The sequence below is a fragment of the Clostridium sp. DFI.5.61 genome (genome assembly GCF_024462915.1).
Taxonomy (GTDB): Bacteria; Bacillota; Clostridia; order Oscillospirales; family Oscillospiraceae; genus Lawsonibacter; species Lawsonibacter asaccharolyticus.
This window is the reverse complement of sequence record NZ_JANGBZ010000085.1, coordinates 1-10,628: the sequence shown is the minus strand read 5'-3', so window position 1 is coordinate 10,628 and position 10,628 is coordinate 1. Positions and strand designations below refer to the sequence as shown.

At 62.0% G+C, this 10,628-nt stretch carries 9 protein-coding genes and 1 pseudogene; 6 read left to right on the top strand and 4 right to left on the bottom strand.

Annotated features, from left to right (window positions below):
* The first annotated feature begins 106 nt into the window (after window positions 1-106).
* Both NE584_RS18390 and NE584_RS18385 read left to right on the top strand, forming a co-directional pair.
* Window positions 107-1,543: an aldehyde dehydrogenase family protein gene (locus NE584_RS18390; RefSeq protein ID WP_050622458.1), complete on the top strand. Its 1,437-nt coding sequence runs from the start codon at window positions 107-109 to the stop codon at window positions 1,541-1,543.
* Between the two features lie 430 nt (window positions 1,544-1,973).
* Window positions 1,974-2,942 carry a lysine exporter LysO family protein gene (locus NE584_RS18385; protein ID WP_256183455.1) on the top strand — a complete coding sequence of 323 codons (969 nt, stop codon included), beginning with the start codon at window positions 1,974-1,976 and terminating at the stop codon, window positions 2,940-2,942.
* Window positions 2,943-2,993: 51 nt separating this feature from the next.
* Here the strand turns inward: NE584_RS18385 and NE584_RS18380 are convergent, their stop codons facing one another.
* On the bottom strand, window positions 2,994-3,296 hold the full coding sequence (locus NE584_RS18380; protein ID WP_050623283.1) for a helix-turn-helix domain-containing protein: 303 nt from the start codon (window positions 3,294-3,296) through the stop codon (window positions 2,994-2,996).
* A gap of 125 nt (window positions 3,297-3,421) precedes the next feature.
* Here NE584_RS18380 and NE584_RS18375 point away from each other — a divergent pair, with 125 nt between their 5' ends.
* The 3 genes from NE584_RS18375 to NE584_RS18365 all read left to right on the top strand — a co-directional run bounded on the left by NE584_RS18375 (window position 3,422) and on the right by NE584_RS18365 (window position 6,192).
* Complete coding sequence (locus NE584_RS18375; RefSeq protein WP_050623282.1) at window positions 3,422-3,931, top strand: hypothetical protein; 510 nt, start codon at window positions 3,422-3,424, stop codon at window positions 3,929-3,931.
* Between the two features lie 201 nt (window positions 3,932-4,132).
* The gene (locus NE584_RS18370) at window positions 4,133-5,404 is read left to right on the top strand and encodes a putative DNA modification/repair radical SAM protein (RefSeq protein ID WP_256183452.1); all 1,272 of its coding nucleotides are present in this window, start codon (window positions 4,133-4,135) and stop codon (window positions 5,402-5,404) included.
* Window positions 5,401-6,192: a TIGR03915 family putative DNA repair protein gene (locus NE584_RS18365; protein WP_256183451.1), complete on the top strand. Its 792-nt coding sequence runs from the start codon at window positions 5,401-5,403 to the stop codon at window positions 6,190-6,192. The genes NE584_RS18370 and NE584_RS18365 overlap by 4 nt, the downstream gene beginning before the upstream one ends.
* A gap of 64 nt (window positions 6,193-6,256) precedes the next feature.
* On the opposite strand, the gene NE584_RS18360 is transcribed toward NE584_RS18365, so the two are convergent.
* The 3 genes from NE584_RS18360 to htpG all read right to left on the bottom strand — a co-directional run bounded on the left by NE584_RS18360 (window position 6,257) and on the right by htpG (window position 10,212).
* On the bottom strand, window positions 6,257-7,429 hold the full coding sequence (locus NE584_RS18360) for an iron-containing alcohol dehydrogenase (protein WP_256183450.1): 1,173 nt from the start codon (window positions 7,427-7,429) through the stop codon (window positions 6,257-6,259).
* 12 nt (window positions 7,430-7,441) lie between these two features.
* Entirely contained in the window at window positions 7,442-7,981 is a 540-nt protein-coding gene (locus NE584_RS18355) for a flavodoxin family protein (protein WP_256183449.1), read from the bottom strand.
* A gap of 314 nt (window positions 7,982-8,295) precedes the next feature.
* The gene (gene htpG, locus NE584_RS18350) at window positions 8,296-10,212 is read right to left on the bottom strand and encodes a molecular chaperone HtpG (protein ID WP_108980355.1); all 1,917 of its coding nucleotides are present in this window, start codon (window positions 10,210-10,212) and stop codon (window positions 8,296-8,298) included.
* A 236-nt stretch (window positions 10,213-10,448) separates the two neighbouring features.
* On the opposite strand from htpG, the pseudogene NE584_RS18345 reads away from it, so the two are divergent.
* Window positions 10,449-10,628 (top strand): annotated as a pseudogene (locus tag NE584_RS18345) (hypothetical protein); the annotation flags it as partial.

Genomic DNA, 10,628 nt, shown 5'->3' with positions numbered 1-10,628 from the left:
CATTGAAATGAAGTATTGGACGGGAGAGGAAGAAGTGGTATAATGGCGACAGTAAGGAAAGCTGGACGGAGGTCCGGCAAATAATAAGGAAAAGGAGATCATTACAATGGCGAAAGAAGTCACTCCTGAGCAGATCGAAATGCTGGACGGGATGGTCGCTAAGGCCCGCGCTGCGGCGGAGATCATCGCCACCTATGACCAGGAGCGCGTGGACCGGCTGTGCCAGGCGGTCGCCGCTTCTGTGATCGACATGAAGGTTTGGGCGAACCTGGCTGACGAGGCGGTGGACGAGACCGGCCTGGGCGACAAGGTGACCAAGCGGAACAAGCGGAACAAGCTGAAGCTGATCCTGCGGGACTGCCTGCGTCAGAAGAGCGTGGGCGTGATCGAGGAGATCCCTGAGAAGGGCATCGTGAAGTATGCCAAGCCTGTGGGCGTGATCGCGTCCCTGGTGCCCACCACCAACCCCTGCCTGACCCCTGCCGGCCAGGTGATCTATGCCATCAAGGCCCGTGACGTCATCATCTGCAGCCCCCATCCGCGCGCGAAGAAGACCACCAACAAGTGCATCAACATCATCCGTGAGACCCTGGTGCGTGAGGGCGCTCCCGCCGACATCATCCAGGGCATCGAGGAGCCCAGCATCACCCTGACCCAGGAGCTGATGAAGCGCTGCGACCTGGTCATCGCCACCGGTGGCCGTCCCATGGTCAAGTCCGCATACTCCTCCGGTGTGCCGGCCTACGGCTCCGGCGCCGGCAACGCGACTGTCATCATCGACAACACCTGCAACACCCCCGAGCGTCAGGCTGAGGCTGCCATGAACACCCGGATCTCCAAGTGCTCCGACTTCGGCTCCGGCTGCTCCTGCGACGGCAACCTGATCATCCACGAGGACGTGTACGACGGGTTCGTAGCCGCCCTGGTGAAGGAGGGCGCTTACCTGGCCAACGAGGAAGAGGCTGAGAAGCTGAAGGCCGTCATGTGGGACGAGGCTGGGCACCGTCTGCCCAACACCGTGGCCATCAGCCCGCAGAAGCTGGCGGAGGCCGCTGGGTTCGAGATCCCGGCTGACCGGAAGTTCATCGCTGTGACCGGCGGCGGCATCGAGAACGTGGGCAAGGAGCACTTCTTCTCCAGCGAGAAGCTGACCACTCTGCTGACCCTGTTCAAGTACTACGGGGAGTTTGAGAACGCACTGACCATGATGCAGGCCATGTTCAACGTGGGCGGCAAGGGCCACAGCTGCGGCATCTACTCCTTCGACGACGACCACATCCATCGTCTGGGCATGTGCGCCCCCGTGTCCCGCATCATGGTGCGCCAGCCCAACAACCGCGGCAACTCCGGTTCTTCCACCAACGGCATGCCTCCCACGTCTTCCATGGGGTGCGGCACCTGGGGCGGCAACATCGTGTCCGAGAACATCTGCCTGAAGCACTACATGAACACCACCTGGGTGGCCCGTCCTCTGCCCGAGGATATGCCCAGCAACGAGGAGCTGTTCGGCGAGTTCAACAAGCCGGACATGGACGTGGAGTGATCTGAGAGCCAGTTCTGATCCATTCCGTGGCGGCCCCGCCGGGGCGGCGCGGGGTTCCAGAGAGGCGGCGCGAAGCCGCTGAAAGGTCCAAGGCGGAAAGCCGAGGCCGGGGCCCCGAAGGGGGCCGCTGACCTCCGTTTCCATCGCTACCCCTGTACAGAAGGCCGCCGGACATGCCTGCCAGTCGGCAGGCCGGGGCCCGGTCCCCTTTTGTATTGTCTCCTTCTTCCCACAAACGCCCGGTCCGAAAGGACCGGGCGTTTGTGGCGTTTCCCAATGAGGCGGGACAGGCCGCGGGGACTTTCCCCATTTTTCTGGACTTTTTTCTTCACCCATGCTATAATAATTTTTTGTCCGCGTCCGGAGGGCAGGAGACCCGCCCTCCGTTTCTTTTCGTCTATTCATGTCAGGAGTGATCCCGTTGCAGCAGATGTCCGGCACCCTTCTTGATCTGATCCTCTATCTGGCTCTGGTGGCTCTTGGGGCCTTTCTGGGCTCCCGCCCCCAGATCCAGTCCCTTCCCATGCCCTGGCTGGGCCGGTTTCAGACGGCGGCTCTGCTGCTGCTGATCGTGACCCTGGGGGCCGAGCTGGGGTCCAACGAGGAGATCATCTCTTCCCTGGGCACCATTGGGCTCAACGCCCTGGCGGTCACCCTCACCTCCATGGTGGGCAGCATGCTGGCTGTCCACGCCCTGAGAAAATATCTGCTGAAGCTGAACGCTCAGGGCCGTTCCTGCCAGGAGGCACCGGAGGACAGCGACCAGGGTTCCGGGGAGACGGTCCACGTGGACCACAGCCTGACCCTCGCCATCGTCTTCACCGTAGCGGCGGGCATTCTGGTGGGCCGCTTCCTGCTCCCCGACGCCGCCGTAGCCCACTGTGGCACGGTCATCCGCTGGGGGCTGTACCTGCTCCTCTTTCTGGTGGGCCTGGATATGGGCCGGCAGGGCAGCCTGATCCGGGATATTCGGGCCGCCGGGCTCCGGGTCCTTCTGGTCCCGCTGGCGGTTATGGCGGGCACCTTTGCGGTGACGGCCCTGGTAGGGCTGTTCCTGCCCCTGGGCCCCAAGGACTGCGTAGCGGCAGCGGCCGGATTCGGCTGGTATTCCCTGGCCCCCACCCTGCTGGCTCCGTACTCCCTCACCGTATCTGCCACCGCTTTCCTGTCCAACATCATGCACGAGCTGTTTTCCATTGTGGCCGTCCCCATCGTGGCCCAGAAGCTGGGCTATATCGAGGCGGTGGCCCTCCCCGGTGCCACAGCTATGGATACCCTGCTACCGGTGGTAGTCAGCGCCACTGCCGACCGCATGGCCATCTACTCCTTTGCCTCGGGACTGATCCTCTCCCTAGCCGTCCCAGTGCTGGTCCCCGCCATCATCGCGCTTCCCCTCTGAACACTTTCCAGAACAAGAGCACCGGCTCAGGCCCACGCCCAAGCCGGTGCTCTATTTTTCCCGCATGGCGTCCACCAGACGCTCCAGCGCCTCCGCCTCCCGCTCCGAAAGGCCGTCCATCCGCAGACACCTGCTCTCCTCCCTGCTCTGGAACACCAGAGCATCCACGGAGAGATCCAGAAGCTCCATCATCTGGAACAGAAGAGGCACCGAGGGCTTCCGACGGGAGCCCTCGATATTCTTCAAATGAGTGGGCGTGATATCCAGAAGCTCCGAAAGCGCATCCTGAGTCAGCCCCTTCTTCATGCGGGCCGCGCGGATTGCATCCCCCAGGGCCCTTGTTTCCATGCTCATTTCTGACAACTCCCTCTCCGTTATCTTACAGATAATCTTTTCCCTTGCGAATTATCTGAAAGAGTGCTAGCATAGTATCTATAAGATAACTAAAAAAGATACCTGAGACGAAGAGGCCGCCGTCTATGATGAAGTCCGTCATTCTGCTTTTGATGATATTAGGGGTGGGAGGATGGGTCCTTTCTCACAGTGCCTCTTATATCGCCCACAGGAGGGCGGCTCATGGGCCGCTGACCCGAGACTTTTTTCATGGAAACTCAGAGATACCCCCGGCATTCCGCCAGGCCCTGGAGGAGACCATCGTCTTCCTGGATAACCGGCGGGACTGGGCCGCCGGGAGTGCGCTGGACGCCGGCACGACGGACCTGTGCTGGATTGAGATCAAGGACCGTGACCTCTTGCTCCGGGCTGGTCTCTTTTCTCCTGGAAACTTGGGCCGCCTCCAGATCCGCAGGCGTCTGCCCCTCCTGCCCTCGGGTGCGCTGCCCCTCAGCGGATCGGAGGCGGCCCAACTGACTCATTTTCTCCTCGCCGCTCTTCAGGTGTATTACCGGGGCGCACCGGAGGTCACTTCCGCCGGCCCCCGGTGTCTCCGTGCGGACTTCTCCCCTCTCCATGGCACTCCAGAGCACTAAAAGGGCGCGGGGCCCGATCCGCAGATCGGGCCCGCCCCCGCCCCCCCCCCCCGCCCCCCCCCCCCCCCCCCCGCTCCTCCAATATGGGCACCGTATCACCTTCCCCCATTGGAAAGGTTTTGGCATGTTCTCTCCCCTTGACAGAAACATATGTTTGGTTTATTATAATACATATGTTCGATTTCAAGGGAGGGAGACCCCATGGACCTGATGGACAAGCTGACCATCCTGGCGGACGCCGCCAAGTATGACGCCGCCTGCACCTCCAGCGGACTGGACCGGGCCGGACGGGCGGGCCGGCTGGGCTCCACCATGGCGGCGGGCTGCTGCCACTCCTTCTCCGCTGACGGGCGGTGCATCTCCCTCCTGAAGATCCTCTATACGAACATCTGCGCCTACGACTGCCAGTACTGTGTCAACCGCCGGTCCAACGATCCGCCCCGGGCTGCTTTTACTCCCCGGGAGCTGGCCGAACTCACCATCCAGTTCTACCGCCGCAACTATATTGAGGGGCTCTTTCTCTCCTCCGCCGTGCTGCGGGACCCGGATTATACCACCGAGCGGATGATCGAGGCACTGCGCCTGCTCCGCCAGGATTATGGCTTCGGCGGCTATATCCACGCCAAGGCCATCCCGGGTGCAGACCCCCTCCTCACCCAGCAGCTGGGCCTGCTGGCCGACCGGCTCAGCGTCAACATCGAGCTGCCCAGCGCCAAAAGCCTGGCCCTGCTGGCCCCGGACAAGGGCCGGGCCGGTATCCTGGCCCCCATGGCCCAGATCCGGGATGGGATCACCCAGTCCCGGCAGGAGCTGGCCAAATACCACCATGCCCCCCGCTTCGCCCCGGCGGGCCAGTCCACTCAGATGATCGTAGGTGCCACGCCGGAGAGTGACCGCCACATCCTGATGCTCACCCAGGGGCTCTACGACAAGTACCATCTGAAGCGGGTCTTCTACTCCGCCTATATCCCCGTCTCCTCCAGCTCCCTGCTCCCCGCTCCCCAGGGCTTTCAGCCGCCCCTGCTGCGTGAGCACCGGCTGTATCAGGCGGACTGGCTGCTGCGCTTCTACCACTTTCGGGCCGAGGAGCTGCTGGACGAGGGGCGGCCCGACTTCGACCTCCGTCTGGACCCCAAGTGCGGCTGGGCCCTGCGCCACCTGGACCAGTTTCCTGTGGAGGTCCAGCGGGCCGACTATGAGGCCCTGCTCCGGGTGCCCGGCATCGGGGTCACCAGCGCCAAGCGCATCCTCACAGCCCGGCGGGCCGGCCCCCTGTCCTTCTCCGGCCTGAAAAAGCTGGGGGTGGTCCTCAAGCGGGCCCAGTACTTCATCACCTGCTCCGGCCGCATGCTGGAGGGTCTGCGAGTGCGGGAGGAGGGCATCCTGTCCCATCTGGCTGCCCTGGAGCGCCCCGCCCTGGCCCAGATCCAGCCGGAGCAGCTCTCCCTCTTTGGAGAGGAGGGGGCCTCATGAGCTGGCAGCAGGTCTGCTTCGATTATGACGGCAGTTATCCCGGCTTTCTCACCTGTGTGTTTGAGAGCTATGCCCACCGCGAGGAGGCCGTCTGCTTCACCTCACCGGAAGAGGACCGCCTCACCCTCTGGCCGGAGCGGCATGTGGACACCGACCAGGCCAAGGCGGAGCGGGTGTACCGCTCTCTGTCCAAAAAGATCTCCCCCCAGGCCTGCCGGCTGGTGACCCAGGCTTTTCTCACCTGTCTGCCCGAGCGGGAGCTGCACATGTACCGTTTCCTGCGGCTGGGCTACCAACGGGGGGCGGACATCACCCGGGATCTCACCGACGACCGGGTCCACGTGCTGTGGAAGGCGGTGCAGCACCTGGGGAGCGAGGCCCATCTGCTCAAGGGGTTCCTCCGCTTCTCCGATCAGCAGGGGGTGCTGGTAGGGGAGATCGAGCCCAAAAACCGGGTGCTTCCCCTCCTCCGCCCCCACTTCTGCACCCGGTACTCCGGGGAGCACTTCCTCATCTACGACCGCACCCACCGGGAGTTGCTGATCCATCAGCCCAGTCGGTGGGCCATTCTGCCCGCGGAAGACTTTGCCCCTGCCCCGCCGGGGCAGGAGGAGGTGACCTACCGGCGTCTGTGGAGGCGGTTCTATGACACCATCGCCATCCGGGAACGGGAAAATCCCCGGTGCCGGATGACCAACATGCCAAAGCGGTTCTGGGGCACTATGACGGAATTCCAGCCCGACGAGGGCGCACTCCCCGCCCCTGGACCACGGGGGAAGGGATGGTGAAAAAAGCGCAGCGCCTGGAGAATACTCCGGGCGCTGCGCCTTATTTGCAGAGCTTTCTGTCTGGTCAGCCCAGGCTCTCCCGGAAGATCTGAAGGATCTCCTCCCGATCCAGATCCTTGTAGCCCCCGGTGAGGTGGATGGTTACGTCAGCCAGCCCCTCCAGCATGTCCTCCGTCACGCCCAGCGCACTGGTATTCATGGTCAGCCCAAGCTCCTTCATCCAGCCCTCCATGGCCGCCAGCCCCTCCTCCGCCGTCTGGAGGTCGGTCTTGTCCGCCGGGTCCACTCCCCACACCTGGACGGCGAACCGCTTGAATTTGTCCAGCCCATAGGGGAGGATGTGCCGGTAGTAGGGCAGGGAGACCGCCGCCAGCGTCATGCCGTGGGTGGCGTTGGTGTAGCCCCCCACCGCCTGGCCCAGCATGTGCACCATCCAGTCGGTGGACTTGCCCCGGGACACCAGGGTGTTCAGCGCCCAGGTGGCGGTCCACATGATGTTGCTCCTGGCCTCGTAGTCCTGGGGATCCCGGTTGGCAGCCCGGCTGGAGCACAGGAGGGAGCGCATCAGCCCCTCGCTGAGATAGTCGCTGGTGTTGTCATCCTCCCCGGAGAAGTACTGCTCGCAGATGTGGTTGAAGATGTCGTAGATACCCGCGACCATCTGCTCCCGGGGCAGGGTGAGGGTGAAGCGGGGATTCAAAATGGAGAAGCGGGGCATCACCGCCTCGTCCGCAAAGACGTGGCCGATCTTCTGCCGGGTCTCCTGGTTGGTGATCACCGAGCCGGCGTTCATCTCTGAGCCAGTGCCCACCATGGTGAGCACACAGCCCACCGGCAGGATGGGGCATTCTGGCTCCTCAAAGCGGAGATAGTATTTCTCCCATGGGTCCTCCGGACAGTGGACCGACACAGCGACCGCCTTGGCATAGTCGCACACCGAGCCTCCGCCCACCGCCAGCAGCAGGTCAGCCCGGTGCGCCCGAGCGACCCCAATGCCCTCATACAGTTTGGCCAGGGTGGGGTTTGGCATGACTCTGGCGATCTCCGCCACCTGTTTTCCCTCCTGGTCCAGAATGGCCCGCACGGCGTCATAGATACCGTTGCGCTTGATGGAGCCCCCGCCGTAGATGAGGACCACCCGGTCCCCATATTTTGGCAGCTCCTTGTGGAGCCCCTCCAGCGACTGCTCTCCAAAGTACAGCTTGGTGGGGTTGCAGTAAGTAAAATTTCCCAGCATGACAGTTCCTCCTTATACTTGACGGCCCATGGCCCGGGCCCGCTCCAGGGCGGGATGCCCGGCAGTCTCCCCCGGTCCATTCACCCCTCCGGCAAAGACTGTCCCTGCCAGTCTGGCCTTTTCAAAACAGTCGATCCACCCGGTCAGGCCGCTCTCCGCCCGCGCCGGGACCTGGTCATCCTCCTCCGCCGCCGCGGTGAGCAGATAGATGTCCCGGAAGGCGTAGTCCGACGCAAACAGGGCATTGGCTCGGTCCAGCAGGGTCTTCATCTGCCCGCTCATCTCGTAGTAATAAATGGGGGTGGCAAAGGCGATGACCTCTGCCCGGCCCATTTTCTCCGCGATCTCCACTGCGTCGTCCTGGATCACACACTGGCCGGCGCTTTGACAGGCCAGACAGCCCGTGCAGAAGGCGATGGATCTTCCCCGCAGGGAGATCTGCTCCACCTGGTGACCCGCCTCCCGCGCGCCAGCGGCAAAGGCGTCCCCCAGGGCTTGGGAGTTGCTCTTCTCCCTCAGGCTGGTGCTGATGACCAAAATGCGTTTTGACATATTCATTCCTCCTTATTCCTGTTCTGCTGCATCTGCGGACCCATCATAAACCCTGGAGTCCACTTCAAGTCAAGCGTTTTTTTACTGATTTTTTTGGGGGGAGCCGGTCTCCCGTCCTCCGATGTCCCCTGAAGGAAAACAGACCGGCCGGCGCAGCTCTTTGGCTGCGCCGGCCGGCACAAAAATCGTGCGTTTTCAGTTTTCTTGATCTCGATCGCACTCCCGGGACAGAGCCCTCCCCCGGTGTCCCCATCTCCCGGTGGCGGGGACTCAAAAACAGATCGAGACTTGGAACTTGGGGAAAGCCTTCCGGCTCACACCATCAGGGAGCAGACCAGCTGCGCGTACTCCGCCGGGTCCTCCAGCGGCAGATCTGCCAGCAGGAGAGCCTGTCCGTAGAGCAGCTTGGCGTATTTGGAGACCGTATCCTTGTCCCCTGCCTCCACCGCCTTTTGGAGCGCGGCAAAGGGAGCGGAATCCGGGTTGAGCTCCAGCACCCGCTGGGCCCGGGCGGCGCGGTCCCCATCCACCTTCCGCATATACTTCTCCATCTCCAGGGAGACCGGGCCGTCAGCCGTCAGGCACACCGCCCCCGACTTCAGGATGGAGGAGGCACGGACCTCCTTCACCTCCTCGCCCAGGGCCTCCTTGACAGCCTCCAGCACAGGTTTGCCCGCCTCCGCCTTCTCCTCGGCCGTCTTCTTCTCCTCATCGCTCTGGGGCAGGGCATCCTCGTCATTCACCGACTTGAACGCCTTCCCGTCGATCTCTCCCAGGCCGCGCATGACAAAGTCATCCACGTCCTCGGTGCAGTACAGGATCTCGTACCCCTTGTCCAAAATGCGCTCCACCTGGGGCAGCTTTGCGATCTTCTCAGCGCTCTCGCCGCAGGCGTAGTAGTAATAGGGCTGATCCTCTGGCATCCGCTCCCGGTACTCCGCCAGGGTGGTGTCCTTCCCCTCCTTAGAGGACCAGAACAGCAGCAGATCCTGGAGCAGCTCCTTGTGCTGGCCGTACTCGGCTACCACGCCATACTTGATCTGGGTGCCGAAGGACTTCCAGAATGTCTCGTACTTCTCCCGGTCCTCCTTCTGGAGCTTCATCAGCTCCCCCTTGATCTTCTTCTCCAGGGCAGAGGCAATGACCTTCAGCTGGCGGGTGTGCTGGAGCACCTCCCGGCTGATGTTCAGGGAGAAATCCTGGGAGTCCACCACGCCCCTGACAAAGCGGAAGTGGTCAGGGAGCAGGTCGGCACACTTGTCCATGATGAGCACGCCGGAGCTGTAAAGCTGAAGTCCTTTCTCATACTCCCGGGTATAGAAGTCGTAGGGGGTGTGGGAGGGGATATAGAGCATGGCCTTGTAGGTGACGGCGCCCTCGGCGCTGGTGTGGATCACGGTCAGGGGGTCCTGCCAGTCCCCAAATTTCTCCTTGTAGAAGGCGTTGTACTCCTCCGGCTTCACTTTGCTCTTCTGCCGCTGCCACAGGGGCACCATGGAGTTGAGGGTCTTCCACTCCTTCACTGTCTCCCACTCGGGCTTGTAGTCCTCTCCGGCGTCGGCGGGCTTCTCCTTCTGACGGTAGTCCTCCACCTCCATCACGATGGGATAGCGGATATAGTCGGAGTATTTTTTGATCAGCTCTTGTAATTTATAGGTCTCAAGATACTGATCGTAGTTCTCCTCGTCGGCGTTGGGCTTGATGTGCATGATGATATCGGTGCCCGGCGTCTCCTTCTCGCACTGGGTGACGGTGTAGCCATCCGTGCCAGCGGACTGCCACATCCACGCCTCCTCCGCGCCATATGCCCGGGAGATGACGGTGACCGCGTCCGCCACCATAAAGGCGGAGTAGAAGCCCACGCCGAACTGACCGATCACATCCACCTTGGAGGCCGCCTTGTCGTCCCGCTCCAGCTCCTGCTTGAACTGGAGGGAGCCGCTCTTGGCGATGGTGCCCAGGTTGGACTCCAGCTCGTCCTTCGTCATGCCCACTCCGTTGTCGGACACGGTGAGGGTCCGCTTCTCCTTGTCGGGAACGATGGTGATCTTCAGATCCTTGCGCTTGACCTCTACGCTGTCATCGGTGAGGGCACGGTAGGCCAGCTTGTCCTCTGCGTCGCTGGCGTTGGAGATGATCTCCCGCAGAAAGATCTCCTTGTGGGTGTAGATGGAGTTGATCATCAGATCCATCAGCCGCTTGGACTCCGCCTTGAACTGTTTCTTTGCCATGATGGATGCCTCCTATATCGTAAAATCTAAGTTTTTGTAAATTTAGCACTCAATATTTATGAGTGCTAAATTACTATACCGCCACTTGCGGAAAAATGCAAGAGCGTTCATAATTTTTTTACAAAATTTCGTCATTCGGGCCGGGGAAGTGACAAGTTTTAATCCCAATTTCAGGACAGGCGCCCCGGCTGTGTGATATCCTCACCTCATCCATTATGCACAGAGGAGGGAGAGCCGTGCCGCAGAAGAAAGCTGTCACACCTTGGGAAAAGGAATTTGCCCGGCTGGAGCGCCGCAGGAGAGCCTATCAGGCCCGCCATGCCCGTCCGCCGGAGTCCAGGCTGGACCGGGCGCTGGAGGACAAGGTGCCGCCCAAACTCCGGGAGGCCCTTAACTCCGCCTTTGTCAAGGCATTT

Coding starts and splice junctions, on each gene's coding strand:
- NE584_RS18390 (WP_050622458.1), top strand. CDS start 107: ATGGCGAAAGAAGTCACTCCTGAGCAGATCGAAATGCTGGACGGGATG.
- NE584_RS18385 (WP_256183455.1), top strand. CDS start 1,974: ATGTCCGGCACCCTTCTTGATCTGATCCTCTATCTGGCTCTGGTGGCT.
- NE584_RS18380 (WP_050623283.1), bottom strand. CDS start 3,296: ATGAGCATGGAAACAAGGGCCCTGGGGGATGCAATCCGCGCGGCCCGC.
- NE584_RS18375 (WP_050623282.1), top strand. CDS start 3,422: ATGATGAAGTCCGTCATTCTGCTTTTGATGATATTAGGGGTGGGAGGA.
- NE584_RS18370 (WP_256183452.1), top strand. CDS start 4,133: ATGGACCTGATGGACAAGCTGACCATCCTGGCGGACGCCGCCAAGTAT.
- NE584_RS18365 (WP_256183451.1), top strand. CDS start 5,401: ATGAGCTGGCAGCAGGTCTGCTTCGATTATGACGGCAGTTATCCCGGC.
- NE584_RS18360 (WP_256183450.1), bottom strand. CDS start 7,429: ATGCTGGGAAATTTTACTTACTGCAACCCCACCAAGCTGTACTTTGGA.
- NE584_RS18355 (WP_256183449.1), bottom strand. CDS start 7,981: ATGTCAAAACGCATTTTGGTCATCAGCACCAGCCTGAGGGAGAAGAGC.
- htpG (WP_108980355.1), bottom strand. CDS start 10,212: ATGGCAAAGAAACAGTTCAAGGCGGAGTCCAAGCGGCTGATGGATCTG.